General features: G+C 69.4%; 23 protein-coding genes. 5 read left to right on the top strand and 18 right to left on the bottom strand.

Annotated features, from left to right (window positions below):
• Positions 1–31: 31 nt before the first annotated feature.
• Positions 32–1,738: a 3-ketosteroid-delta-1-dehydrogenase gene (locus tag NTM_RS27380; RefSeq protein ID WP_104865795.1), complete on the bottom strand. Its 1,707-nt coding sequence runs from the start codon at positions 1,736–1,738 to the stop codon at positions 32–34.
• 101 nt (positions 1,739–1,839) lie between these two features.
• Here NTM_RS27380 and NTM_RS27375 point away from each other — a divergent pair, with 101 nt between their 5' ends.
• On the top strand, positions 1,840–2,994 hold the full coding sequence (locus NTM_RS27375; RefSeq protein ID WP_170312001.1) for a 3-ketosteroid-9-alpha-monooxygenase, oxygenase component: 1,155 nt from the start codon (positions 1,840–1,842) through the stop codon (positions 2,992–2,994).
• Entirely contained in the window at positions 2,994–3,281 is a 288-nt protein-coding gene (locus NTM_RS27370; RefSeq protein WP_104865796.1) for a ferredoxin, read from the top strand. The genes NTM_RS27375 and NTM_RS27370 overlap by 1 nt, the downstream gene beginning before the upstream one ends.
• On the opposite strand, the gene NTM_RS27365 is transcribed toward NTM_RS27370, so the two are convergent.
• From NTM_RS27365 to NTM_RS27315, 11 genes are all read right to left on the bottom strand, one after another.
• Positions 3,282–4,868: an FAD-binding protein gene (locus NTM_RS27365; RefSeq protein WP_163769184.1), complete on the bottom strand. Its 1,587-nt coding sequence runs from the start codon at positions 4,866–4,868 to the stop codon at positions 3,282–3,284. It lies immediately after the preceding gene.
• A 74-nt stretch (positions 4,869–4,942) separates the two neighbouring features.
• Positions 4,943–6,019: a hypothetical protein gene (locus NTM_RS27360; RefSeq protein ID WP_104865798.1), complete on the bottom strand. Its 1,077-nt coding sequence runs from the start codon at positions 6,017–6,019 to the stop codon at positions 4,943–4,945.
• Between the two features lie 202 nt (positions 6,020–6,221).
• Positions 6,222–7,169, bottom strand: coding sequence for an alpha/beta hydrolase (locus NTM_RS27355; RefSeq protein ID WP_163769183.1), 948 nt, complete (start codon positions 7,167–7,169; stop codon positions 6,222–6,224).
• Between the two features lie 11 nt (positions 7,170–7,180).
• Positions 7,181–8,059: an SDR family NAD(P)-dependent oxidoreductase gene (locus NTM_RS27350; protein WP_163769182.1), complete on the bottom strand. Its 879-nt coding sequence runs from the start codon at positions 8,057–8,059 to the stop codon at positions 7,181–7,183.
• 5 nt (positions 8,060–8,064) lie between these two features.
• Positions 8,065–8,544 (bottom strand): polyketide cyclase, encoded by a 480-nt coding sequence (locus tag NTM_RS27345; protein ID WP_163769181.1) that lies wholly within the window; start codon positions 8,542–8,544, stop codon positions 8,065–8,067.
• A 74-nt stretch (positions 8,545–8,618) separates the two neighbouring features.
• On the bottom strand, positions 8,619–9,644 hold the full coding sequence (locus tag NTM_RS27340; protein ID WP_232079860.1) for an acyl-CoA dehydrogenase family protein: 1,026 nt from the start codon (positions 9,642–9,644) through the stop codon (positions 8,619–8,621).
• A gap of 14 nt (positions 9,645–9,658) precedes the next feature.
• Complete coding sequence (locus NTM_RS27335; RefSeq protein WP_163769179.1) at positions 9,659–10,801, bottom strand: acyl-CoA dehydrogenase family protein; 1,143 nt, start codon at positions 10,799–10,801, stop codon at positions 9,659–9,661.
• Positions 10,798–11,586: a crotonase/enoyl-CoA hydratase family protein gene (locus NTM_RS27330; RefSeq protein ID WP_163769178.1), complete on the bottom strand. Its 789-nt coding sequence runs from the start codon at positions 11,584–11,586 to the stop codon at positions 10,798–10,800. Before NTM_RS27330 ends, NTM_RS27335 begins: the two co-directional genes overlap by 4 nt.
• Complete coding sequence (locus NTM_RS27325) at positions 11,583–13,016, bottom strand: aldehyde dehydrogenase family protein (RefSeq protein ID WP_163769177.1); 1,434 nt, start codon at positions 13,014–13,016, stop codon at positions 11,583–11,585. The genes NTM_RS27330 and NTM_RS27325 overlap by 4 nt, the downstream gene beginning before the upstream one ends.
• 15 nt (positions 13,017–13,031) lie before the next feature.
• A complete protein-coding gene (locus tag NTM_RS27320) occupies positions 13,032–14,138 on the bottom strand; it encodes a zinc-binding dehydrogenase (protein WP_163769176.1) in 1,107 nt (368 codons plus the stop codon).
• An 11-nt stretch (positions 14,139–14,149) separates the two neighbouring features.
• Entirely contained in the window at positions 14,150–15,754 is a 1,605-nt protein-coding gene (locus NTM_RS27315; RefSeq protein WP_163769175.1) for an acyl-CoA synthetase, read from the bottom strand.
• Between the two features lie 102 nt (positions 15,755–15,856).
• Between NTM_RS27315 and NTM_RS27310 the strand changes: the two genes are divergently transcribed.
• Both NTM_RS27310 and NTM_RS27305 read left to right on the top strand, forming a co-directional pair.
• Positions 15,857–17,776, top strand: coding sequence for a flavin-containing monooxygenase (locus NTM_RS27310; RefSeq protein ID WP_163769174.1), 1,920 nt, complete (start codon positions 15,857–15,859; stop codon positions 17,774–17,776).
• A gap of 30 nt (positions 17,777–17,806) precedes the next feature.
• On the top strand, positions 17,807–18,694 hold the full coding sequence (locus NTM_RS27305; protein ID WP_163769173.1) for an SDR family NAD(P)-dependent oxidoreductase: 888 nt from the start codon (positions 17,807–17,809) through the stop codon (positions 18,692–18,694).
• A 5-nt stretch (positions 18,695–18,699) separates the two neighbouring features.
• Here NTM_RS27305 and NTM_RS27300 read toward each other — a convergent pair whose 3' ends face one another.
• Together NTM_RS27300 and NTM_RS27295 are read right to left on the bottom strand one after the other, a co-directional pair.
• A complete protein-coding gene (locus NTM_RS27300) occupies positions 18,700–19,326 on the bottom strand; it encodes a Dabb family protein (RefSeq protein WP_163769172.1) in 627 nt (208 codons plus the stop codon).
• Positions 19,319–19,660 (bottom strand): hypothetical protein, encoded by a 342-nt coding sequence (locus tag NTM_RS27295; protein ID WP_163769171.1) that lies wholly within the window; start codon positions 19,658–19,660, stop codon positions 19,319–19,321. The genes NTM_RS27300 and NTM_RS27295 overlap by 8 nt, the downstream gene beginning before the upstream one ends.
• Before the next feature lie 101 nt (positions 19,661–19,761).
• On the opposite strand from NTM_RS27295, the gene NTM_RS27290 reads away from it, so the two are divergent.
• A complete protein-coding gene (locus NTM_RS27290; RefSeq protein WP_104865809.1) occupies positions 19,762–21,012 on the top strand; it encodes an NADH:flavin oxidoreductase in 1,251 nt (416 codons plus the stop codon).
• Here the strand turns inward: NTM_RS27290 and lipP1 are convergent.
• The 4 genes from lipP1 to bphC form a co-directional block, all read right to left on the bottom strand.
• On the bottom strand, positions 20,977–21,900 hold the full coding sequence (gene lipP1, locus NTM_RS27285; RefSeq protein WP_163769170.1) for a LipP1 family hormone-sensitive lipase: 924 nt from the start codon (positions 21,898–21,900) through the stop codon (positions 20,977–20,979). The genes NTM_RS27290 and lipP1 overlap by 36 nt on opposite strands.
• Positions 21,897–22,721: an IclR family transcriptional regulator gene (locus NTM_RS27280; RefSeq protein WP_104865811.1), complete on the bottom strand. Its 825-nt coding sequence runs from the start codon at positions 22,719–22,721 to the stop codon at positions 21,897–21,899. The genes lipP1 and NTM_RS27280 overlap by 4 nt, the downstream gene beginning before the upstream one ends.
• A 180-nt stretch (positions 22,722–22,901) precedes the next feature.
• Complete coding sequence (locus NTM_RS27275; protein WP_163769169.1) at positions 22,902–24,350, bottom strand: FAD-dependent oxidoreductase; 1,449 nt, start codon at positions 24,348–24,350, stop codon at positions 22,902–22,904.
• Entirely contained in the window at positions 24,347–25,255 is a 909-nt protein-coding gene (bphC, locus tag NTM_RS27270) for a biphenyl-2,3-diol 1,2-dioxygenase (RefSeq protein ID WP_104865813.1), read from the bottom strand. Before bphC ends, NTM_RS27275 begins: the two co-directional genes overlap by 4 nt.
• Between the last annotated feature and the right edge of the window lie 7 nt (positions 25,256–25,262).

The following is a 25,262-nucleotide window of genomic DNA, read 5'->3' as shown; positions in this document are numbered from 1 at the left end:
GCACCAGTCTCGGCGCAAGGGCCCCGCGGAACTAACCGGGACGCCCGGCGGCGTCCATCGCCGCGACGTAGCCGTACACCAGCCCCTGCGCGATCGTCGCGCCCGCGCCCGGGTACGTCGCGCCGAACGCGTTGGCGGCACAGTTGCCGATCGCGTACAGGCCCTCGATCGCCGCGCCGTCCTCGCGCAGCACCCGGGCGCGCTCGTCGGCGCGCAGGCCGCCGCAGGTTCCGAGGTCGCTGAGCACCATCTTCACCGCGTAGAACGGCCCGTCGATCAGCGGGCGCAGGTTCGGATTCGGAGTCACGGTCGGATCGCCGTAGTAGCGGTTGTACGCACTCTCGCCGCGGTGGAAGTCCGAATCGATTCCCGCGCTTGCCGATTCGTTGAACCGTCGCATCGTCGCGGTGAAGGTGTCGCGAGGCACCCCCATGCGGTCGGCCAAAGTGCCCAGATCGTCGGCGCGGCAGGCGATCCCCGCGTCGTACCAGCTCTGCGGAATCGGCATCCGCGGGAACAGTTCTGCGGCGAAGACATAGCTGTTGCGGTACTTCTGGTCGAACACGATCCACATCGACTCGACCGGGTGCCCGGTGCGCTCCAACTCCAGGATCCGCTGACCGAACGACATGTAGTCGGCCGACTCGTTGGCGAACCTGGCACCGTTCTGGTCGACGATCAGCGAGCCGGGCAGCGAGCGCTCGGCGAGCATCACCGCGGGCGCCTTACCCGGCAGCGGGGCCACGGCCGGGAACCACCACGACTGGTCCATCAAACCGATTGCCGCGCCGCGGTCCTGCGCGATGCGGATGCCGTCACCGGTGTTGGTGTCGGCGCCGAGGCTGACCCCGGTGTCCAGGGACTCGGACTGGAACTTCCGGCGCATGTCCATGTTGTGGTCGAATCCGCCGGCGGCGAGCACCACGCCGCGCCGTGCGGTGACGGTGATCTGCCTGCCACCGTGCGAGACCACGGCGCCGGTGACCCGGTCGTCCTCGCCGGTGAGTTCTTCCAGCGCGGTCTGCGTCCACACCGGGATTCCGGCACGCAGCACACCGGCGAACAGGCCCGCGGCCAGCGCCTGGCCGCCCGCGGCGTAGCGCCGGCCCAACAGCAACCCGCCGACACCTTGGCCTAGCCGCTTGGCGATGGTGGGCAGTCCCTTACGCGGCACGCGGGTCATCAGGTTCAGCCACCGGTAGTCCGCACCGGTGGTCGGCATCGGGATCGTCACCTCCATCACGCCCGGCCGCAGCCGGGGGAGGTACTCCCCGAGGATCGAGGTGTTGAGCGGACGGCACTCGCAGGTGCGGCCCGCGGCGCTGCCGCCGGGGTGTTCGGGGTGGTAGTCGGAGTACTCGCGAGCCCAGAACAGCTTCATCGGCGTGGTGCGGCGCAGCATGTCGACGGTCGCGGTCAGGTTCTTGACGAATCCCGCCGACCGCGCGGTGGGTGCGGTGCCGTCGACCACCGAGTCCAGGTAGGTCTGGGCGCGTTCGGCGCTGTCGTTGGCGCCGGCGGCGTCGAGCACCTGGCTGGCGGGCAGCCACAGCGCCCCACCGGAGCGGGCCGTCGAACCGCCGACGTATTCGGACTTCTCGACGATCAGCACCGACAGGCCGGCCTCGTGGGCCGCGAGCGCGGCGGCCATGCCGGTGCCGGACCCGACCACCAGCAGGTCGACGGTGGTGTCCGAGACGGGAAGGCCGGCGGGGATTGTCGCAGAAACAGCGGTCACGGCGTCGACGCTAGAACGCGCCACAGTGCGGCGGTAATCGGCCTCCTGATGAGTGGAACAGCGGGGGTGCAGGCGCGGCGTGCGGGGCTCTAATCGGGGTTATGACTGTGCAGCCCCCTGTCGACGAGGTCCGTCTGATCGAGGCCGAAGCCGCACCGACCCGATTCGCCCGCGGATGGCACTGCCTGGGCCTGATCCGGGATTTCGCGGACGGTAAGCCACACCAGATCAACGCGTTCGGGCAGAAGCTCGTGGTGTTCAGCTCCGAGGACGGCGCGATCAACGTCCTCGACAGCTACTGCCGGCACATGGGTGGCGATCTGTCCCAGGGTGAGGTCAAAGGCAACGAGATCGCCTGCCCGTTCCACGACTGGCGCTGGGGCGGCGACGGCCGATGTAAGAACGTCCCGTACGCGCGTCGCGTCCCGCGGCTCGCGCGCACCCAGACCTGGCCGACCCTGCAGCAGGACGGGATGCTGTTCGTCTGGAACGACCCGCAGCGCAAACCGCCGCCGGACGACGTCACCATCCCGCGCATCGAGGGTGCGGCCAGTGACGACTGGACCGACTGGCACTGGTACAGCACCGTTGTGAACACCAACTGCCGCGAGATCATCGACAACGTCGTCGACATGGCGCACTTCTTCTACATCCACGGGTCACTGCCGACCCAGTTCAAGAACATCTTCGAGGGGCACGTCGCCACCCAGTTCATGACCAGCGGCGGCCGGCCCGATCTCGGCTCGGTCGAGGGCGGCGTCACGCTGCTCGGAACCTCGTCGCTGGCCTCGTATCACGGGCCGTCCTTCATGATCGACGACCTGACCTACCACTACGAGCACGGCGACACCCGCACCGTACTGATCAACTGCCATTACCCGATCGACAAGAATTCCTTTGTGCTGCAGTACGGAATCATCGTGCAGAAGTCGGCCGACCTACCCGAGGACGTCGCCATGCAGTCGGCGATCGCGCTCGGCGACTTCGTCAAGATGGGTTTCGAGCAGGATGTGCAGATCTGGCGCAACAAGGCCAGGATCGACAACCCGCTGCTGGTCGAGGAAGACGGTCCGGTGTATCAGCTGCGCCGGTGGTACGAGCAGTTCTACGTCGACGTCGAGGACGTGACACCGGATATGACCGACCGGTTCGAATTCGAGATCGACACCACGAGGCCGCGGGAGTCGTGGATGCGCGAGGTGGAGGAGAACATCGCCGCCGGTCGCGTGCCGAAACTGGCCACCGGGACGTCCTGATGGCGGTGCGCCCGGACAACAGGCTCGCCGACGCGCCGATGGTTCCGGTGACGTGCCACCGCTGCGCCGCCGCGGTGCTGGTGCGAAAGAGCACCTGGGATCAGACGAGCGTGCAGTGGAACGCCGCGGCGACGGCGCGCTGCGAGGAGCGCCACGACGCGCAGCAGTTGGCCGGGCACGGTGCGCAGGGTCTGTTCCTCGCGTGCTCGGCCCTGCGGGACTCGGTCACCGACGCCGTGCTCAACGGTGAGGTGCCGATCGTGGACAGCGCGCCCGCGCGGACCTGACTACCGGTCGCCGGCCGCGTGGGCGCCGGCCCGCCGGCCACTGAAGATGCAGTCGGACAACGACAATCCGCTGACATAGCTGTTCGAACAGATCCCGACCGCGGTGCGACCGGCGGCGTAAAGACCCGCGATGGTGCCGCCGTCGCGGTGGACGACCTCGCCGGTGGCTTCGTCGACGACGAGCCCACCCAGGGTGAGTCCGGGGACCGGGTAGAACATCGACGACGCGGCCGAGATGTCGATCGAGTAGAACGGCCCGGTCCGCATCGGCGCGCACAGGTCGCGGTCCTTGTGGGCAGGGTCGCCCGTGCCACGCGCCAGACCGTCGTTGTACTCGTCGACGGTGCGCCGCAGCCCGGCCGGGTCGATGCCGTTGGTGCGGGCCAGCCCATCCAGGGTGGCGCTTCGCCGGTGTCCGGTGGTGAACAGGTAGATCAACTGGAGACGCTGGAAAAGCTGTGTCTGCGTGACGATCTGGCTCTTGATCTTCCGCCAGGTCGCCGCATCGTAGATCGCCCACCCGGTGCCGCCGAACTGGCGCATCAGCACATTGCTGTGGGTGGCGCCGTAGAGGTCCTCGTTGGCGATCCGGCGTCCGTCGGCGCCGACGGTCAGGCCTTCCAGGAATGCGCTCGGCGGCGCCAGGAAGCGCCATGCCGCGACGTTGCCCATCTTGTCGGTCTTCCCGCCTGCCGCCAGGCCCAGCGCGATCCCGGCGCCGTCGTCGCCGGCGGTGCCCAGCGGGGAGATCTTCTCGAACTGCGGTGCGTGTGAGGCCACCCAGTCGCGGTTGTAGATGAACCCGCCCGCGGCCAGGATCACCGACGGTGCGTGGGCTTCGGAGTCCACAGCGCCTGCGGCCCAGAGCCGTTCGGTTTCGCCGACGACAGGCTTGACCATCTGTGGCATCCAGGTGCCCAGCTTCGCGGTCGCCCTCGTCAGCGCCGCGTGCCGTGTGGCGTGCGGGTGGGCCCGGTCCAGCACCCGGTACCGGACGCCGACGACCCGGCCGTCGTCTTTGATCAACTCGTGCACCCGCGCCAGCGGAACCACGGTGACGCCCTTGGCCTTCGCCGACGCGCTGAGCCGTTCGAAGAGCACCTTGCCGGATTTCATGCCGCGTGCCAGGACGCGGTGCCCGCGCGGGGCCGGCGCCGCGTGCTCGACGTAGGGGTGGGCCTTCTCGTTACCCGAGTAGTACAGGTAGAAATCGTCGGTGGGGTAGGAGGTCTTGTACGACGACACTGTGCCGCCGCGGAACTCGACGCCCTGATCCTTAAGCCACTCGATCAGGTGGGGACTCTGCGCGCAGAACCGGTCCAGCGTCTCGTCGCCGACCGCGTCACCGACTTCCCGCTTGAGGTAGGCGCGGAGGTTCTCGACAGTGTCGGTGTAGCCGCCGTCGCGCTGCTCCTGGGTACCGCCGCCGGCGTAGATGATCCCGCCGGACAGCGCGGTCGCACCGCCGCCGTACCCACGGTCGAGGACGAGGACTCGGGCGCCGCGGTCGGCGGCTTCGATCGCGGCGGCGGCGCCGGCGGCACCGAAGCCGACCACGATGACGTCGTATGCAGGGGAATCGGTCATATCGTCAGAACACCACCACGAACACCACGGCAGGCAGGCCGAGGACGACCTGCCTGCCATGGTGCATACGTGACTCAGGCCAGCTGGAACGCGCTCAGCGGCGCTTCCTCGGGGTAGGTGGTGGGCCCGCCGATGTCGTAGGCGGCGTTGAGCGCACCGATGAACGCGGCGTCGTGCAGCGGCTCGGCGGGGATGTCGAGCTTGACACCCTGCTTGTTCAGGTTGTCGACCAGCATGTCGATGGCCTTGTCGATGGTCAGGTCGTCGGAGCCGTCCATGTTCTTCTTCAGCTCGTCGAAGTCGGAGAACACCTCGGCCGACCAGTGCACCAGGAACCGCAGCTCGTCGGTGTGGTGGCGGGCGATCACGTCGTCGCCGTTCTTGAGTACCCACTGATCGCGGTCGGCGGGATCACCGGTGAACACGGTGTCGAACGCCAGCCCGGCCGGCATCTGCTGCTCCAGCGGGCCGTTGGCCTCGCCGCGGTGCACCATCATCTCGTTCTGCACCACCACGCCGCGGTTGTTGATCGGAGGGAGCACCCGCTGCGGTGCCTCCAGCGGTCCGTCCGGCCAGTAGGTGAAACCGCTGCCCTCGTCGAGGGAGAACCAGGTGATCACCTGCGCCATCTTGACCAGGTAGTCGTCGAACAGCCCGGACTTGCCCATCACGCTGCACAGCCAGGTCGGCGCGTTCTCGTGCCGCACACCGCGGAAGCTCGGCGAATCCAGGTGTCCCGGATCGCGATTCGCGCACGGGCCGTTGATGTTGAACAGCATCATCTCCGGCTTGGCGTACTGCGCACCCCAGTAGTCCTTGGCATGGTTCAAGAACGTCTCGTTGTAGAAGCAGTCGTGCAGTTCGGGGTAGAGCACCGCGCCGTAGTTGGCGAGGTAGCCGCGGAACGTCGGGGTCAGGAACAGGTCCATCGACGGTTCGAAACCCTCGGGGAACATGCCGCTCATCGTCGCCATCAACTCGTCGGCCGACGCGAAGTGCTGCGCGATGATCAGCTTCCACGGTCCGCGGTCGTGCACCACGTCGAGCATCCGCCGCTTCTGATCGGCGGTGTAGACGTTGTCGATCTCGCGGGGCGGCGCCACGGGCCGCAGAACATCGGACAGCGCCTTGCGGCGTTCGTCGGTCAGCATCTTGGGTTCTCCTTTTCCTGGCACGTCTCATGGCGTTGCGGCGATGGTCGCAGCCGCGGCGGCACCCCGACGGGGCGATGACCGTTGATCGGGACGAACTTTCGCGCCGAGCGCAGGCACCGCGGTGCGCCCGACGAGCAGACGCATACTCGGGCGCGGCGCGGGCGTGTCGTGCGAGTTCGTGTCTGCTCGCCGAGAAAAGTCAGAACGGCAGCGGACAGGCGAATTTCGCACGCAGCAGCGCGCCGGTCTCGGCCATCGCCAGCCTGCCGCGCGCCGTGGTGTCCGACCGCATCATGAATCCGTGATAGATACCGGGATAGCGGGTCAACGTGGTCTGCACACCGGCGTCGCGCAGGCGTGCGGCATAACGCTCACCCCAGTCCCGGATCGGGTCGCAGCCTCCGGTGGCGACGATCGCCGGGGGCAGCCCGCGCAGATCCGCACAGTAGGCGGGCACCTGATACGGGTGATGCGGTGACCCGGCACCGCAGTCGGCGAGCTCATGCATGTACAGAATGTCCTCGTGGGCCAGCATCGGCGCATCCGGCATGGACACGATCGACTCGGCGGCCATGTCACGGTCGAGCCCCGGATAGAGCAGTACCTGTGCGGTCAGCCGCGGGCCGCCGCGGTCGCGGGCGGCGATCGCGACGGCAGCGGCCAGGGAGCCGCCCGCGCTGTCCCCGACGACGGCCAACCGCCCTGCGTCGAGACCGAGTTCGGAGGCGTTGCGGGACACCCACTCCGTGGCCGCGTAGCAGTCGTCGAACTGCGCAGGCGGCGGAAACTCCGGGGCGAGGCGGTAGTCGACGGCCACCACCGCCGCACCGCTGGCCGCCGCGAGTTCGCGCGCCATCGGCTCGAAGGAGTGGTTCGAGCCCATCACCAGACCGCCGCCGTGGAAGTGCATCAACACCGGTGCCGGGCCGTCGGCACGGGTGGGGCGGTAGATCCGGACCGGGATCGGGCCGCCGGGACCGCCGACGGTCGCGTCGTCGACAGCCGCCATCGGCGGCATGTGCTCGGGCAGCGGTGCGCTCTCCAGGCCGGCACGGACCGCGGCCAACCCGCGGGTGCGCATCGGTGGCAGCTCCCCGAACGCCGCGGCCCGCGCGGCCGCGTCGGGATCGAGTGCAGGCGAAGACACTTCGGTGCCTGTCAATGCTTAGCCGGATCGAAACGTGGTTTGGTGCGCAGCCTCGGAGGTTCCTGGTTGCTGAGCACCCGGGCACGTTCGGTCATCGCGGAGCCGACGTACTCGGGCTGGGTCAGCAGATAGAACGCGTCGCCGTCGCCGGCCACCGCCTGCTCGAACACGACCTCGGCCGCCTCGACCGGATCCATTGCGGCGGCTTTGATGTCGAGCATCGCGCTGCGCTGGGACTCGGCGGCGGCCTGCGCCGCGCTGTCCTGGTGGTCGACGCCGCCCGCCGATTCGAAGATGTTCGACACCACCGCACCGGGCAGCACCGCCTGTACCCGGATGTGATCGTGGCCGGCGTGGTCGACCTCCAGGCGCAGGCATTCGGTCAACGCCAGCACCGCGTGCTTGGTGACGATGTACGGCGCCTGCAGCGGCACGACGGCCACCCCCCCGATCGACGACATGTTCCACACCCACGCCGGGGTGCCCGCGGCGATCATCCGCGGCAGGAACGCCCGGACGCCGTGGAAGACACCGTCGACGTTGATGTCCATGATGCGGTTCCAATTCGCCACCGGGGTGTCCCACAGGTATCCGAACTGTTCGATGCCGGCGTTGTTCACCAGCAGCCGCACCGGGCCCACGTCGCGGTAGACCCGCTGGGCGAGGGCCTCGACCGCATCGGAATCGCGGACGTCGCAGACCACGTCGAGCGCTTCGGCCCCGCCGGCGACGAGTTCTGCGCGAAGCCGCGCGGCCGCGGTGGCGTCGATGTCGGCGAGCACCACCGTCATACCGAGCGTGGCGGCGTGCCGGGCCAGGCCGGCGCCGATGCCCGAGCCCGCCCCGGTGATGACGGCGACGCCGCCTGCGAAGGTGTCGCGTGCGCTCACCGTGGTCAGGCGTTCGCCGCGTTCTTCGCGGTGTATTCGGCGAACGGAATGGAGTCCTCGGCGTCGAGGACCACGCTCATGGAGGTGAACACCAGACCGGACTCACCGCGCCGGATACCGACGTCGACCACACCGCTGGACACGTCGAACGGCACGTTGTTGGTCACCTGGTTGACGTAGAGGTAGAAGCGCGCGGTGGTGACCTCACCCGAGACACCGGTGCGGAAGATGTTGGTGGCGTGGTGACGCAGCGGGTACGGGTTTTCGTTGCGGTGCTGGGTCAGCCACTCCAGGGTGGCCTTACCGCCGTGCAGCTCGGCGGCCAGCAGCTCCTCGAACGGGCAATTGCCCGAGTCCGACCGGCTCAGGTACTCCATCTCATCGCCGATGCGGGTGGCGAGTTCGGCGAAGTGGCCCTGGTCGTAGTGGTACCAGAAGGCGGCGATGAACTCCTGAACCTCCGACAGTGTGATCTCGTTGCTCATGACGATGAGTCAACTGTGCCGGTGTGGGTTGGCACACACCGGCGTCCGATGAGTGGAACACCGGTCGCCGGGATTCAGCCGGTGATCAGTGCCCACAGCCCCGCGCCGCCGGCGGCACGGGCCAGCCGCGCCAGTTCGTCGTCCCAGGAGCGCACCGACCCGAACTCCGACCGCCACGCCAGAGCCGCGCGGGTGTACTCGTGCAGGCGGTGCTCACGGGTGGTGCCGATAGCGCCGTGCACCTGATGAGCGTTGCGCACCACCACTTCGGCGGCGTGGCCGCCGGTCGAGCGGGCCGCCGCCACCTTGAACGCGACTTCCGGTGCCGCCCAGCCGTGCGTGCTCGCCGCGGCGACCGCGCTCTCGACGGTGGCGCGGGCCAGCGCGGCCTCGACGGCGATGGCCGCGACGAGGGTCTGGATGGCCTGGAACTTCGCCAGCGGGCGGCCGAACTGCACCCGGTCGCGGGTGTGCTCGACGGACAGACCGAGGACACGGTCCAGCGCGGCGCTGACCTGCATCGCCCGCACCAATGCCGATTTGAGTCGCAACTCCTCGACCAGGTGCGCTGCCACCGGGGTGCCGCGCAGAGTGGAGACGTCGGCGTGCACGGTGTCGCGCGGCTCACCGATCGCATTGGTACCGGGCGTGATTCGCAGCGCCGCGGCTTCGACGTCGGCGGCCATGTGGTGGCCGATATGGTCGCCGGTGGGCCACACCACCGTGATCCGGTCCGCTTCGCTCGCCCACGGGACCGCCGCGGCGGCGCCGTCGGCGTCCAGCACGGCGACCGTCCGCACGCCCGGGGCGGGGTCGACGCCGACCGCCTCCAACAGCCAACACGCCAGCAGGTCGTGCTCGGCCAGCGGGATCCGCACCGCGTGGTGGACCGCGGCAGCGGTCAACGCCGCGGCTTCATACCAGCCGGCTCCGCTGCCGCCGTGCTGCTCGGCACCGGTGAGCCGCACCAGCCCGAGGTCGTCGAGGCGCGACCACAAGGCGCGGTCCACCCGCGCGGCGTCCGCCGGTGGGTGGGTGTCGCGGTGCGCGGCGAAGACGCCGTCCATCATCTCGACGAGATCGGCGTCCACCGTGCTCATCCCAGCAGCGCTCGTCATCGCATCCCCAATCCCCGCGCGATGACGCCGCGCAGGACTTCGTTGGTGCCGCCGCGCAGCGTGAAACCGGGCCGCTGATCGACCGCGGTGGCCGCCAGCGCGGCGAGTTCTGCGGCATCGGTGCGCCCGCCCGCGTGATAGTCGGCGAACTCGGCGACATCGCCCTCGGTGCTGGTGCCGAGCACCTTCACGACGGCGGCCGGGAGATCGGCGGGTTCGTGCCGTTCCAGTGCCCCGGCGACCGCACTGGACATCTGATGCAGGCCGGCGATCCGGCCGATCAACCGTCCGAGGTCGGGATCCGTTGCGGCCGTGCCGTTGTCGTCGACGGCTGCCGGCAGCAGCGGAAACGTGGACAGGAAGCGTTCGGGACCGCTGCGTTCGAAACTCAGTTCCGAGGTCACCTGTGTCCACCCGTTCCCGATGGTGCCGAACACCATGTCGTCGGGGACGAACACGTCGTCGAGGATGACCTCGTTGAAGTGGTGCGAACCGTTCATCGACACGATGGGCCGGATGTCCACGCCCGGCGCCGTCAGGTCGACGATGAACTGGCTCAGGCCGGCGTGCCGGTGGGCAGGATCGACCGGCGCGGTCCGGGCCAGCACGATGAACGCATGGCAGTGGTGGGCCCCCGAGGTCCACACCTTCGTCCCGGTCAGCGTCCAGCCGCCGTCGCTCTGGGTGGCGCGGGTGCGGACACTGGCCAGATCGGAGCCCGAGTCGGGTTCGCTCATCCCGATACCGAAGAAGCACTCACCGGCGGCGATGCGCGGCAGGAAACGCCGCTTCTGGGCTTCGGTGCCGTATTTCAACAGCGACGGCACGATCTGGCGGTCGGCGATCCAGTGCGCGGCCACGGGGGCGCCCGCGGCGAGCAGTTCCTCGGTGACGACGAAGCGTTCCAGGAACGACCGGCCGTGCCCGCCGTACTCCACCGGAACCGTCATGCCCAGCCAGCCGCGCGCGGCCAGTGCCGCGGTGAACTCCTCGTCCCAGCCCGTCAGCCACGAATCCACGGCCGGCTCGAACGCGCCGCGGGCGCGCTGATCGGCGAGAAACGCGCGCACCTCGTCGCGCAGGGCGGCGGTCGCCTCGGGGTCGACGCTGGCGGGCGGCACCAGACGGGGCGCGCTCATGCGGTGCGCCACCGGCTGATGCGGTCCTGGTGTTCAGGGTCGCCGTGCGCCAGCGGCTGCATCGCCGCGGCCATCGCCAGCGTGGTCTCCAGCGCCGCGGTGCGGGATTCCTGCAGCAGCCGTTTGGCCATCCGCAGCGCGTGCGGCGGATTCTTGACGATCCGTTCGCCCAGCGCGTGCGCCGCCGGCAGCAGCTCCTCGTGCGGCACGACGCGGCTGACCAGACCCCACTCGGCGGCGGTCGCGGCGTCGATGCGGTCGCCGGTGAACGTCATCTCGGCGGCGCGCTCGTAGCCGACCGCGCGGGGCAGGAACCAGCTGCCGCCGTCACCCGGGATGAGCCCGAGTTGGACGAAACTCTCGGCGAACGAGGCCTTCTCGGAGGCGATCCGGATGTCGCACATCGTCGCGAGGTCACAGCCGGCGCCGATCGCGGCACCGTTGATCGCACCGATCAACGGCACTTCGAGCCGACCCAGGGCCCGGGGGATGCGCTGGATGCCGTCGGCGTAGGCGTGCCGCTGGGCGAGCGGACCCACCCCGAACATGCCTGCGCCGTCGGCCATCTCCTTGACGTTGCCGCCCGCGGAGAAGATCTTGCCCGCACCGGTGAGGATGACCGCGCGGACTCCGTCGGGACCGTCGAACGCGGCGTTGGCGGCCCGGACGGCGTCCTCGAACGCGGTGATGACGTCGGATCCGGTGATCGCGTTGCCGGCATGCGGGACGTCGATGGTCCAGACCTGGATGTGGCCGTTCGCGGTGACGACCAGGGGCCCGCTCACGCCGAGGCCTTCGGCGTCGGCAGCTGCAGCGCCTTCGTCTGCAGATACTCCTCGAAGCCGTACCGGCCGAGTTCGCGCCCGATGCCGGACTTCTTGTACCCGCCGAACGGCGCGAGGGGGTTGTAGGGCCCGCCGTTGATGTCGAGCTGACCGGTCTGCACCCTGCGGGCGAACGCGATCGCGGTGTCGTCGTCGGCGGCCCACACCGCACCCGACAGCCCGTATGGGGTGGCATTGGCGATGCGCAGGGCGTCGTCGGTGTCGGTGAACGGGATGATCGCCAGCACCGGTCCGAACACCTCCTCCTGACCGAGCTCGGAGAGCGGGTCGGCGTCGGCGAAGATCGTCGGCGCGACGAAATAGCCGGTGTCGCGGATCTTCTCGGCGCCGCCGGTGAGCAGCCGGGCTCCGTCGCGTTGGGCGCGCTCGATGTAGCCGAGCACGGTCTCGAACTGCGACCGGGAGGCCGACGGGCCGATCCGGGTGCCCGGATCCCAGGGGTCGCCGACGGTGTAACGCGCCGCGGCGGCGGCCGCGATCTCCAACGCCTCGGCGTAGCGTGACTGCGGCACCAGCATCCGGGTCCACGCCATGCAGGTCTGGCCGCCGTTGAGGAACGCGTTGCCGACCCCGACCTTGACCGCGGTCGCCAGATCGGCGCCGTCGAGGATCACGTTGGCCGACTTGCCGCCCAGTTCCAGGGCGACCTTCTTGACGGTCTTGCCTGCCAGTTCGCCGACCCGGGCGCCGACGTCGGTGGAGCCGGTGAACGACACCAGGTCGACGTCGGGATGGGCGGCCATGTGCTCGCCGATCACCCGGCCCGGACCGGTCACCAGGTTCACCGACCCGGGCGGTAGGCCGGCGGCCTGGATCGCCTCGACGAACTCGAACGTCGACAGCGGTGCCTCGTTACTGGGCTTGAGCACCACCGGGCATCCGGCCGCGATCGCGGGGATGACCTTGGCCACCACCTGATAGAGCGGGTAGTTCCACGGCGTGATCGCGGCGACCACACCGTACGGCTCGCGGACCACCAGGGAATTGCCCACGCGCTCTTCGAATTCGAACTTCTCCAGCACGTCGGCGATGCCGCGGGCGACGGCCATCGGGACCTGGGTCTGCACGCTGCCGGCGATCCGCACCGGCGCGCCCATCTCGCGGGTGATGGTTTCGGCGATGTCGGGGAGTCGCTTGGCCATCGCGTCGATCACCCTGGCTAGTCGGTCCCGGCGCTCGGCGACCGAGACGAGCGGATCGAAGGCCCGGCGTGCCGCGGCGACCGCCGCGTCGACGTCCTCGGCGGTTCCGCTCGGCACTGCGCCGAAGACCTCTTCGGTGGCCGGGTCGATCACCTCGACGGTGCCGGTCCCGTTCGGGGTGATCCACTGCCCGTCGATGAACAGTTCGGTGCGGTCATAGTTGTGCATGAGAGTCTGCTTTCGTCAGGGCAGGATGCTGGCGCGCACGTCGCGTTTGTCCTCGGCGGCGGCGAACGCGTCGTTGATGTCCTCCAGCCGGTACTGGGCGGCGGCCAGCCGGTCCAGCGGTAGTGAATGCTGATGCTGGGCAAGGAAGTTCAGCGCATGCGACAGCACCGCCGGATCGTAGAGCGAGACACCGACCATCGTCTTGTTCGAGAACACGAACCGCGACGGGTCGAACTCGAAGGTCTTGCCGATGTTGATGTTGCCGATCTCGACGTAGCGGCCGAATTGGCCGAGCATCTGCAGACCCTCGTCGATCGCCGACGGATGCCCGACGACCTCGACGACGACGTCGGCGCCGTGGCCGCCGGTCAGCTTGCGCACCGCCTTGGTGCGGTCCTTCGCGGTGCCGACCTCGTTGATGTCGATGACGGCGTCGGCACCGAACGCGGTCGCGAGCTCGAGGCGGTCGGCGACACCGTCGACGGCGATCACCTGGGCGGCACCGCGCGCCTTGGCGACGGCGATCGCGTAGAGGCCCAGCGCGCCGGCACCCTGGACCACCACGGTCTCGCCGAGGCTCTGCTGGACGCGGTCGAGGCCGTACATCACCTGGGAGAGAGCACAATTGGCGCCCGCGGCAATCGCATCGGACACGCTGTCGGGCACGGTGTAGACGACGGCACCGGCGGGCAACAGGAAGAAGTCGCCGTAGCCGCCGACGAAGTACGGCGGTTCGTCGGCGCGGCCCAGCATCGCCATCTTCAGCTTCAGGCACGCGTTGCGTCGCCCGGCCAGGCAGTTGCGGCAGGTGTGGCAGGCGAAGAAGTACGGAAACACCACCCGGGTGCCGTGTTGCAGCGGGGCACCGTTGGAGTCGGCGGACACTCCGTCGCCGAGCGCCTCGACCGACCCGACCATCTCGTGACCGAGCACGGTCGGCAGTTGCCCGCCGAGACCCCGGGTGGCGAACGTGCCGTGCCACGCGTGCAGGTCGGACCCGCAGATGTTGGTGCGGGTGACCCGGATCAGGATCTCACCGGGCCCCATCTCGGGCAGGGTGACGGTGTCGATCTGAAACGGTGTGCCGGGCGCGTCGAAACGCGCGATACGGCCTGTGTACACAGGTGTTCCCTTCAGTGTTCGGTAGCCGGGGTGCTGAACTGCTCACGCAGATCGCGTTTGAGGAGCTTTCCGCTGGGGTTCTTCGGCAGCGAGTCGACGAAGTACACCCGCTTGGGAACCTTGAATCCGGCGAGGTGCTCGCGGCAGTGGCGCAGCACGTCTTCTTCGGTGACCGTGTCGGTGACGGTGGCGCCGTCGCGCAGCACCACGGCCGCGGTGACCGCCTCCACCCACACCGGGTCGGTCAGCGCGAACACCGCTGCTTCTTGGATTCGGTTGTGGCGGTAGAGGACTTCCTCGACCTCGCGGCTCGCGACGTTCTCGCCGCCGGTCTTGATCATGTCCTTCTTGCGGTCGACGACGTGCAATAACCCGTGCTCGTCGTAGAAGCCCAGATCACCGGAATGGAACCAGCCGCCGCGGAACGCCTCCGCCGTCTTGTCCGGGTCGTCGAGGTAGCCGAGCATCAGATGTGGGCTGCGGTGCGCGATCTCACCGACCACCCCGGTGGGTACCGGCAGGTCGTTCTCGTCGAGGATCGCCGTCTCGACGTTGACGACCGGTCGCCCCGCCGCCCCGGCGTGGGCGTCCTGCTCGGCGGGTGCCAGCGCCGAGGCCAGCGGAGCCATTTCGGTCTGGCCGTAGAAGTTCCACAGCCGCAGGTTCGGGAGCCGCTCGCGCATCTCGAGCAGGATCTCGGTGGGCATCGGGGACGCCCCGTAGTAGCCCTTGCCGAGGCTGGACAGGTCGACGGTGTCGAACACCGGGCTGCGCAGCAGGCTGATCCACACCGTCGGCGGCGCGAAGTAGTTGGTCACCGAGTAGCGCTCGATGGTGCGCAGCACCAGCTCGGGTTCCGGGCGCGGCAGGATGATGCTGGTGGCGCCGAGATAGATGTCAGTGGCCAGGAAGTTGTCGAGCTGTGCGCAGTGATACAGCGGCAGGGAATGGATCTCGACGTCGTCGCCGGACATCGACCCGGCGACGATCGTGCTGATGTACTGCCACATCAGGCTGCGGCTGGTGTGCATCACGCCCTTGGGCCGGGATTCTGTCCCGCTGGTGTACATCAGCCGCAGCAGTTGATCATCGGCGATGTCGGGCCGCGGGGCGGGGGAGTCGGTGTCCAGCCACGCGGCGAAGTCGTCCCAGCCGGTGGGGGCGGTGCCCCCCGGCGCGATCAGCGCCGCCTTCGCGGACAGCGGTCCCGCGGAGCGCATCGCCGCCTCGGCGGTCGGCGTCAGCTCGTCCTCGACGATGAACCCGGTGACCTTGCTGTGGCCCAGGATGTACGCGATCTCCTCGGCGGTCAGCATGAAGTTCACCGGTACCAGGACCACTCCCGCGCGTGCGGTCGCGAACGCCAGCACCGCGTACTGCCAGCAGTTGCGCGACAACAGCGCGATGCGGTGACCGGGCTGAAAGCCCTTGTCGGCCAACGCCGCAGCAGCACGATCGACCATCCGGTCGAATTCGGCGAAGGTCAGCTCGACACCGTTGGCCTGATCGATGATCGCGGTCTTGTCCGGCTGGCGCCGGGCGGACCGGCGGGGGATGTCCCCGATGCTGTGGCTGCGGGCGCGCGCGACGACAGCGGCGAGCTCTGCGGACTGCATGCCCGAAGAGTAGGGGCCGCCGGTGCCCGCGGCGCCGGTGTTCTCCCGCTCAGTAGACAGCGCGATGTCCGCCCCGGTGGTGCGCTGGCGATACTCGGTGCCATGACCGCTGTCACCGAAACGGCCTCCGGGCCGGGCTACGACCCGGCCGAACTGCGCGCCAACCTGATGCTGGCCGATGCGGGGGTGTTGCTCTGCGTGCTGGCACAGCTCACCGGCGACGCCGGTGTGCTCGAGCGGTTCGGGCGCAAGATCGAGTTCGTCGCCGATCCGCCCGAGCAGGTCGGTGTCACCGATCCGGAAACCCTCGCCGCGCTGGCCGAGGAGATCGTCGCCGCACTCGCCGCGCCGTCGCCCGATGCCGCCGAAAAGGCGGTGAACCGCGACTTCTTCGCGCAGCTGCTGCGTTGGGGACTCGGTTCGGAGGTCGACGACGAACAGGTCGACCTGCTGCTGGAGCAGGGCGGCTTCCGCCCGTCGCAGCCGACACTGCCGCGCACCGTGGCGATCCCGCAGACCACGTCGATGGCGATCATCGGCGCGGGCATCGCCGGGATCGCGGTCGCGCTGGCGGCCGCCGAGGCCGGTGTGAAGTTTCAGATCTTCGACCGCAACGACGAGGTCGGTGGTACCTGGCTGACGACGACGTATCCGGGGATCGGGGTCGACACCCCGTCGGCGTACTACTCGCTGTCCCGTGAGGTGAACCCGGGCTGGACGAACTACTACCCGCAGGGCGCCGAATATCAGTCCTACCTCGTCGCGCTGGCCGACAAACACCGGCTGCGCGACCACATCCGCTTTCGTACCGAGGTCGAGGCGCTGTGGTGGGACGAGGCGCGCAACCAGTGGGAGATCCACACCGTCGACGGTGACGGCGTGCGCGAGGTCAGCCATGCCAGTGTCGTCGTCACCGCGGCCGGTTACCTGAACCGGCCCCGGTGGCCCGACGTCAAGGGCCGCGACACCTTCGCCGGGGTCAGTGTGCATTCCGCGCAATGGGATTCGTCGCTGGATCTGGCGGGCAAGAAGGTGGCGGTGATCGGCGCGGGCTGCACCGCGGTGCAGATCGTCGACGCCTGCGTCGACGAGGTCGAGCATCTGACGGTGTTCCAGCGCCAGCCGCACTGGGTGGCGCCGCGCAAACGGCTGTCCGACGATGTCCCCGACCACCGCCGCTACCTGGGCACGCACCTGCCGTACTACGCGAAATGGCACCGGCTGAAGTCGTACTGGGGGACCGCCGACAACAACTACAAGGTGATCCTGCAGGATCCGGAGTGGGCGGCCGAGCACCTGTCGATCTCTGCCGCCAACGACGTGCTGCTGCAGTTGTGCCTGGGCTACATCGACCGGATGTTCGGCGCCGGAAGCGAACTGGCGAAGAAGGTGACGCCGGACTTCGCCCCGTACGGCAAGCGGATCATCCGTGATCCGGGCGGCTACTACGCGGCGCTGACCCGCGATCATGTCGACGTCGAGGCCGCCGAGCCGGCCGAGATCAACGCCCGCGGCATCGTCACCGCCGACGGACGCCAGATCGACCTCGACGTGATCATCTACGCCACCGGCTACCACCTCGACTTTCTGTCCACCGTGGACATCCGCGGCCGCGACGGCCGCAAGCTCGCCGAGGAGTGGGGCGACAGCCCCCGCGCATACCGCGGCGGCACCGTGCCGGGGTTCCCGAACCTGTTCATCACGTCCGCTCCGAACTACAGCCCGGGACACGGTGCGGGAGCGAACTTCTCGATGGAGGTGCTGGCGCACTACATCATCGAGTGCCTGCAGCTGATGGCGCTGCGGGATGCGACGACGATCGAGGTGACCCGCGAGGCCTTCGAGTCCTACGTGGAGGGCATCGACGACGCGATGAGCCGCACCGTGTGGTGCCACACCCCGAACGCCCACACCTACTACCGGTCCGGCTCGGGCCGCGTCGTGGTGGCCACCCCGTTCCGGCTGGTCGACCTCTGGCAGCAGCACCGGGCACCGATCGAGGAAGACTTCGTACTGAGATGACCGGAGTACTGAGATGACCGGAGTACTGCGATGACCGGAAAACTGAACGGCAGAACCGCACTGGTGACCGGCAGCAGCCGCGGGATCGGGCGGGCGATCGCCCAGCGGCTGGCCGCCGAGGGTGCGACCGTCGCGGTGACCGCGCGTGCGTACGAGCCGTCCGCATCGGTGCGGGCCGGGGTCTCGACGGCACTGCCCGGCACCATCGACGAGACGATCGCGCTGATCGAACAGGCCGGGGGCAAAGCCTTCGGGCTGGCCGCCGATCTGGAGGACGCCGAGCAGCGCGCCGCGCTCGTCGAGCAGGTCGTCGAGCGCACCGGGCGGATCGACATCCTGGTCAACAACGCCGGATTCGCGGATTACTCGGTGGTGGCCGATATGTCGATGCAGACCTTCGACCGCACCGTCGAGCACTATCTGCGCACCCCGTTCGTGCTGACCCAGGCCGCGATCCCGCACATGCGGGCCCAGGGGCAGGGCTGGATCGTCAACATCGGATCGGTCACCGGGCTGGCGCCGGCGCGGCCCTACCGCGAATACAACAAGTCCTCGGGCGACGTGATCTACGCGTCGTGCAAGGCCGCGCTGCACCGCTTCACCCAAGGGGTGGCCGCCGAACTTCTCGACGCCGACATCGCGGTGAACGCGGTGGGGCCGTCCAGCGCGGTACGCACCCCCGGTGCGTCGGCGCTGATCCCGGACACGTTCCCGACCGAGCCGGTGGAGTACCTCGCCGAGACGGTGCTGGCGATGTGTCACCGCCCGGCGGCCGAGCGCACCGGTCTGGTCGCGTTCAGCTTGCACTACCCGTGGTCGCAGAAGCTTCCGGTGCACTCGCTCGACGGCACCACGGTGCTGCCGCCGCTGGAGCCGCCGGCCGCCGCCAACCCGAACATCCTTCCCGCCGGGATGTAGCCGGGTCAGTCCAGGATCGGGGCGGGCAGCTCGCAGAAGCTGTGGCAGACCCGGTCCCGGATGATCACGTCGGTGGTCTCGGGATCGAACCACCGGTCCACCACGGCCCAGTGGATCGGGTGCATCAGGTACGGGCCCATCAGCCCGGCCTCGTCGGTGAACTGCTGCTCGAACACATGCGTCCAGCCGACATCGCCGACCGGATCGAGCGCACGGCTGAGCTGCCACGCGGTGATCGTGCGGACGTAGCGCGTCATCAGCCGCAGCTCGTCCTCGAATCGGCTCACCGACTCCGCGTCGGTGCCCGGCGCCACGCGCAGCAGCAACGCCCGGTACACGCCGGACGGTCCCGGGTGGCCCTGGCGCGGCTGTCCCGGATACGCCGCGCCGTTGACCCGGGTGATCGCCTCGTCGCGCAGGGTGTCCTCGAAAGCTGCGGCGTGAGTGCGCCATCCGTCTTCGTCGGGGAAGCGCAGGTGCACCAGGATGTCGCCGCCGTTGCGGGATCCGGACAGCGTCGGCGCCACCAGCCTGCGGTGCGCCCCGGTGCGGGCGGCCGCCGCGTCGACGTCGGCCAGCACGCGTTCGCGCGCGCACTCGTCGACGTCGAGCAGGCGCACGACGCTAAACATCGCAGAGCCCGTCGACGTCGCCCGCGGCCGCGGCCACGTTGCGGGTGCGGTCGGTGACCAGCGTGCCGACGCTGTCCCACCACTGGGCCAGCGTCGGATCGGGGCGTCCCTGCCACGTCATCTGCCACCACGCCTGCGGGCTGGGCAGCACCCAGGTGATCGTCACGGTGTTGGGCTGATCCTCGAACCAGATCGGGGGACTGACGAGGACGTCGCGCAGCCGCATCCCGCGGGTGACGGCGCCCGGGGCGTACTCGGCCAGGTACCGGTCGACGAAACTGCGTGCACAACCGGGGCGGGTCACCACCCGGTCGACGACGTAAACCTCTGCCATGGCGCGAGGTTAGGGGCAGCGCGGCGGCGTCCGCGGCGGCGTTCCCGGACATCGGGAGACCGCCATTGACGCCGACCGCGGGACAGGACCAGCCTGGTGAGGTGACGCAGAATCTTCCCGATCCGTTCCAGCCGGTCTCACTGGGCCCGGTGACCCTGCGGAATCGGGTGATCAAGGCCGCCACCTCGGAGGGCCGCTCCCCGCAGGGCCTGGTCACCGACGACCTGATCGACTTCCACCGGACGTTCGCCGAGGGCGGCGTCGGGATGACCACGGTGGCCTACTGCTGCGTCTCGCCGCAGGGTGCCAGCGCCCCCGGCCAGATCGTGATGAACGAGGCCGCGCTGCCGGGGCTGCGACGGCTCACCGGCGCCGTCCACGACGCCGGTGCGGCGATCTCGGCGCAACTCGGCCACGCGGGAGTGGTGGCGCCCAAGAAGCTCACCGGGGCCACGGCGCTGGCGCCTAGCCGGTTCGTGAACCCGACGTCGTTCGCGTACTGCCGAGAGATCACCCGTGCGGAGATCAGCGCGGTGATCGACCAGTTCGCCGCCGCGGCGCAGATCGCCGTCGACGCCGGATTCGACGCGGTGGAACTGCATTTCGGTCATCTGTACCTGCCGAGCTCGTTCCTGAGCCCGCTGATCAACCGCCGCAAGGATTCCTACGGCGGCTCCATCGACAACCGGTCCCGGCTGGTCCGGGAGATCGCCGAACGGGTGCGCGCCACCGTCGGTGACCAGATCGCCGTCATCGCCAAGCTCGACATGGACGACGGCCTGCCGGGAAGCATCTGGATCGACGAGGCGCTGCGCACCGCGGCGCTGCTCGACGCCGACGGTGCCCTCGACGCGCTGGAGTTGACCCAGGGGTCGTCGGTGTACAAGCCGATGTACCTGTTCCGCGGTGATGTCCCGGTGCGGGAGTTCGCGACCGTGATGCCGCCGGCGCTGCGGCCCGCGGTGCGTCTGTTCGGCAAGCAGACGATGGGGGTGTATCCGTACCGGGACCTGTACATGCTCGACGCGGCACGGCAGTTCGTCCCGGTCATGCGCAACACCAAACTCGTCCTGCTGGGCGGCATCACCGACCGCAGCCACATCGACACCGGCCTGCGGGAGGGGTTCGACTTCGTCGCGATGGGCCGCGCACTGCTGCGCGAACCCGATCTGGTCAACAAGATCGCCGCCGATCCGCAGACCCGCAGCCGCTGCACCCACAACAACAAGTGCATGGTCACGGTGTTCGGCCGCACGCATTGCGTGCTCGACCCGGACCAGCGTTACGGCGCGGCTCAGCCGCTACCCGCACCGCCGCTACCCGCGCAGCAGCGCGGCCAGCTCCTCGGTTGAGCGGCGGCGCGCCTCGTGACAGATGTCGAGCATCGGCATCGTCATGAAACCGTGTACGGCGCCGTCGAAGTCGCATCGGGTCGCCGCGACGCCGGCATCGGTGAGCGCCTGCGCGTAGGCGAACGCCTCGTCGCGTAGCGGATCGTGGCCGGTGGTGACCAGCACCGCCGGCGGCAGGCCGGCCAGGTCGCCGTGCAGCGGGACGGCATAGGGGTGGCTGCGGTCCGGAAGCTCAGGCACGTACTGGTCCCAGTACCAGCGCAGCGCGGGTTCCGGATTGTAGAACCCCGTGCCGAACAGCCGGTAGGACTCGGTGTCGAAGTCGGCGGCGATCACCGGGTACAGCAGCAACTGGGCGCGCAGCGACGGTCCGCCGCGGTCGCGCGCCATCAGTGCGGTGACCGCGGCGAGGTTGCCGCCCGCGCTGTCGCCGCCCACCGCGATGCGGTCGGCATCGATGCCGAGTTCGGCCGCGTTGTCGGCCACCCACCGGACGGCGGCGTACATGTCCTCGGCCGCGGTGGGCCAGCGGTCCTCGGGTGCGCGCCGGTAGTCCACCGAGACCACCACGGCGCCAAGCCGATTCGTCAGGTTGCGGCACAGCCCGTCGTGGCTTTCCAGGTCGCAGAACACGAACCCGCCACCGTGGGCGAACACCAGAGCGGCAGCGGGCCCCTCACCGGCGGGCCGGTACAACCGGACCCGGATCGACGCGCCGTCGACGGGCACCCGCAACTCCTGCACCGCGGCGACCGGTTCGGGCCGCGGCGCCGGGGCGAACCGGGACCGGATCGCCGCGCGCGCCTGCGCGCCCGTCATCGTGTGCACCGCGGGGAAGCCTCCGTCGAGCGCGTCGATCAGCCCGGCGATCTGGGGGTCGAGCGTCATGCGTACTGGAGGGCGTTCTCGCGGGCGGCGGGGCGTGCGGCGGGGCCACCGCGCAGCGGGCGCAGCGGTTGCAGGGTCGGGGTGACCCGAGCGGGACCGTCCTCGGCGTTGCGCCAGATTCCCATCGCGGTCACCCGCACCGGGGCGGCCAGGCGCTCGAACGCCATCCGGTTCATCGGTCCGCACACCGAGACCGCGGCAACCGCCTCGCCGGGGCGCCCGATGGCTGCGGCGACACAGCCGAAACCGAGCAGTGATTCCTCCCGCTCGTAGGCCACGCCGTGCGCGCGCACCTTCGCCAGCTGGGTGGCCAGCTGTGCCGCGGTGCCGACCGAGTACTTGGTCTTGCGGATCTGCAGATCCACGTCGACGTCGTCGTTGAAGGCGAGCATCGCCTTGCCCACCGCCGTACAGTGCGCGGGCTGCCTGCCGCCGACGCGGGTCGGGATGGCCGCGGTCATGCTGTCGCCGATCTTCTCCAGGAACACCACATCCGCACCGTCGAGCACCGCGAGGTGCACAACCAGTCCGGTCGCGCGATGCAGGTCGTGCAGCAGCGGGGTGGCGGCGCGGTGCAGCCGATCCTGGTGCACGGCAAGCGAACCGAGCTCGACCAGCCGCATCCCCAGCTCGTAGTCCCGTCCGGTGCGGCGCAACCAGCGCAGCTGCACCAGGCGCTCCAGGATGCGGTGCGCCGAGGAACGCGGCAGTCCGGTGCGCCGGACGATCTGGGCGAGGGTCAGGCGGCCGGGGCCGTCGAAGGCATCCAGGACAAGGGACACGCGATCGATGACCGCGCTGGGGGTTTCGGCTGTCGTCATTGGTTCCTCCGGACTGCACTCGTACTAACAGCTATATGACTATTAGTAATATGACTGTTTGTATCACACGCTTGTGCGCGCTGTCACACGAACCGCCGGAACGTCATTTCTGACACGCAACGCCCGATGGCCCCACCGGCAGGGCCGGCGGGGCTGGGTGGGACGGGTGACTCGGGCGAGTTAGCGGGCCGCGCTACGCCCCGCGCGGCGGCCGTAGAAGCTGCCGTCGCCGAGGGAGACGCCACTGGCGTAACCCCAGGCGGCCAGCCCGGCGGTGCAGCGGCCGGCGGCGAACAGGCCGGGGATCGGCTCGCCGCTGACGTGCAGGACCTCGCCGTCCAGCGTGGTCAGCAGGCCGCCCAAGGTGAAGCCGCCGGTGCTTTCGCGTAGGTCGATCGCCCCCACCGGGGTGCCGATGGGTTTGATCCACTGCGCCTTCTTGTGCAGCAGCGGATCCTCGCCGCGAGCGGCGGCGTCGTTGTACGCCGCGACGGTGGACTGCAACGAGCCGGATGGCAGGCCGATCTCCGACTCCAGGTCCGCGACGCTGTCGGCCACCCACGTCGCCGGCCGCATCATCAGCCGCGGCGACAGCGACGCCATCGCCTCGTCCTGGGCGTCGCCGTCGATGATCAGGTACGCGGTGTTGTTCTGGTGATACAGCGTCAGTTGCCCGACCCGGCCGGGATAGGTGTCCTCGGCGACGTAGCGCTGCCCGCGCTCGTTGACCAGGATGCCGCGGACCAGTTGCTGGGGATCGACGAAGATCGCGACCTCGGTGGCGTCCATGTGGGCCAGGTCGGCGCCGAGCGACTGCGCCATCCGGATCGCCTGGCCGTCGTGCTGTTCCACCGACGCCGCGGGTCTGCCGGCGATGCGCGGTGCGTACTGGGCCACCATCGCCTCGTTGTAGGCGAAGCTGCCCATCGCGAGCACCACTCCTCGACGGGCTCTGATGTAGACCTCGGCGCCGTACTGGCGGGCGCGGATCCCGACCACCCGGCCCTCGTCGACGACGAGTGCCTGCGCCCGCACGTCGTAGCGGGCCCGCGCGCCGGCGGCGGTGGCCGTGTCGACGAGCGGCTTCATCAACATGAAGCCGGCGCTGGCCTCGCCCTGCTTCTTGTCCTGCATCTGCGGGACGTGGCCGCGCGGGGCCGGGGTCGCGATGGTGTTGAACGGGTAGGAGTTCTCCCCGCCGCTGTACATCAGCCCCTGGTCGCCCATCGGTTCCCAGCCGGGCTCGGCGAAGAACTCCGGTTTGAACACCACTCCGCACTCGACCAGCCAGTCGAAGTGCGCGACGCTGTGCTCGCAGTAGTCGGCGATGCGTTTCTCGTCGGCACCCGGACCCATGGCCGCGTTCAGGAACGCGGCCATGTTCTCGACGGAATCGGAGAAGCCGCAAGCCTTCTGGATCGCGGTGCCGCCGCCCAGGTAGATGAAGCCGCCGGCCATCGCGGCCGCCCCGCCCCAGGATCCGGTGCGTTCGAGCACCAACACGTCGGCACCGTTGTGCGCCGCCTCGACCGCCGCCGCGGCGCCGGCGATGCCGTAGCCGGCGATCACCACGTCGGCCTCGTCGTCCCAGGCCGGGACCGACGACACCGGAACGGGCGTCACCGTCACGGCTTCATGGCCTTGGGCAGATCGCTGACCCACTCGTGGCCCCAGTAGCTGTCGGCGGTGATCTCCTCGGCGGTGTAGTACGTGTCGTCGACCAACATGCCCGCGGTGCCGAACTCGATGTCCCAGTCGCCGGGGGCGCGCACGTAGAACGACACCATCTTGTCGTTGGTGTGCCTGCCCAGCGTCGAGGACAGCTGGAAGCCGTCCTTGTTGACCCGGTCCAGCGCCTGGCCGACCGCGTCGAGCGAGTCGACCTCGACCATCAGATGGATCAGCTTCGGGTCGCGGACGGTCGCCGCCGGGCAGATGGCCAGGCTGTGGTGGCGTTGGTTGATCCCGAGGAAGCGCACCCGGATCGGTCCGAACTCCGGCGGGGCGGGGACCCGGAACGCGCCACGCGACCGGAATCCCAGCACCGTGGTGTAGAAGTCGAACAGCCCGTTGACGTCCACGGCCGGGATCACCACATGGCCCAGACCCTGTGCGCCGGTGACGAACCGGGCGCCGTGCGGGGTGACGACAGGGGAGTGGTCGAGCACCGCGCCGTGGAACACCTCCAGCGAGTTTCCGGCGGGATCGGTGAATGCGATCACCTCTTCGACGCGGCGGGCGTCGGCCTCGGCCAGGGAGAGTTCCTTGTACGGGGTGCCGACGACCTCGAGCGCCCGCTTGACCGCCTCCAGCCCCTGATGGTCGCGGACCTCCCAGCCCGCGGTGACGATGCGGTCCACATCGCCGGGCACCACGATGATGCGCGCCGCGCGTTCGTCCATCCGCAGATACAACGCATCGTTCTCGGGGCCGGAGCCCTGTGCGAAACCCAGTACGTCGAACGCGAATCGGCGCCACCGGGGCATATCGGTGGCCTGCACCTTGACGTAGCCGAGGCCCTTGATGTCAGCCATGTGCGAA

This window comes from Mycolicibacterium parafortuitum, from assembly GCF_010725485.1.
GTDB lineage: Bacteria > Actinomycetota > Actinomycetes > Mycobacteriales > Mycobacteriaceae > Mycobacterium.
The sequence above is the reverse complement of the archived record's forward strand: the minus strand, read 5'-3'. Positions and strand labels throughout refer to the sequence as shown.

Excerpts from the sequence above, each read along its gene's own strand:
- NTM_RS27375 (WP_170312001.1), top strand. The coding sequence starts at position 1,840 with ATGACTGTGCAGCCCCCTGTCGACGAGGTCCGTCTGATCGAGGCCGAA.
- NTM_RS27370 (WP_104865796.1), top strand. The coding sequence starts at position 2,994 with ATGGCGGTGCGCCCGGACAACAGGCTCGCCGACGCGCCGATGGTTCCG.
- NTM_RS27365 (WP_163769184.1), bottom strand. The coding sequence starts at position 4,868 with ATGACCGATTCCCCTGCATACGACGTCATCGTGGTCGGCTTCGGTGCC.
- NTM_RS27360 (WP_104865798.1), bottom strand. The coding sequence starts at position 6,019 with ATGCTGACCGACGAACGCCGCAAGGCGCTGTCCGATGTTCTGCGGCCC.
- NTM_RS27345 (WP_163769181.1), bottom strand. The coding sequence starts at position 8,544 with ATGAGCAACGAGATCACACTGTCGGAGGTTCAGGAGTTCATCGCCGCC.
- NTM_RS27340 (WP_232079860.1), bottom strand. The coding sequence starts at position 9,644 with ATGAGCACGGTGGACGCCGATCTCGTCGAGATGATGGACGGCGTCTTC.
- NTM_RS27335 (WP_163769179.1), bottom strand. The coding sequence starts at position 10,801 with ATGAGCGCGCCCCGTCTGGTGCCGCCCGCCAGCGTCGACCCCGAGGCG.
- NTM_RS27325 (WP_163769177.1), bottom strand. The coding sequence starts at position 13,016 with ATGCACAACTATGACCGCACCGAACTGTTCATCGACGGGCAGTGGATC.
- NTM_RS27315 (WP_163769175.1), bottom strand. The coding sequence starts at position 15,754 with ATGCAGTCCGCAGAGCTCGCCGCTGTCGTCGCGCGCGCCCGCAGCCAC.
- NTM_RS27310 (WP_163769174.1), top strand. The coding sequence starts at position 15,857 with ATGACCGCTGTCACCGAAACGGCCTCCGGGCCGGGCTACGACCCGGCC.
- NTM_RS27305 (WP_163769173.1), top strand. The coding sequence starts at position 17,807 with ATGACCGGAAAACTGAACGGCAGAACCGCACTGGTGACCGGCAGCAGC.
- NTM_RS27300 (WP_163769172.1), bottom strand. The coding sequence starts at position 19,326 with ATGTTTAGCGTCGTGCGCCTGCTCGACGTCGACGAGTGCGCGCGCGAA.
- NTM_RS27295 (WP_163769171.1), bottom strand. The coding sequence starts at position 19,660 with ATGGCAGAGGTTTACGTCGTCGACCGGGTGGTGACCCGCCCCGGTTGT.
- lipP1 (WP_163769170.1), bottom strand. The coding sequence starts at position 21,900 with ATGACGCTCGACCCCCAGATCGCCGGGCTGATCGACGCGCTCGACGGA.
- NTM_RS27280 (WP_104865811.1), bottom strand. The coding sequence starts at position 22,721 with ATGACGACAGCCGAAACCCCCAGCGCGGTCATCGATCGCGTGTCCCTT.
- bphC (WP_104865813.1), bottom strand. The coding sequence starts at position 25,255 with ATGGCTGACATCAAGGGCCTCGGCTACGTCAAGGTGCAGGCCACCGAT.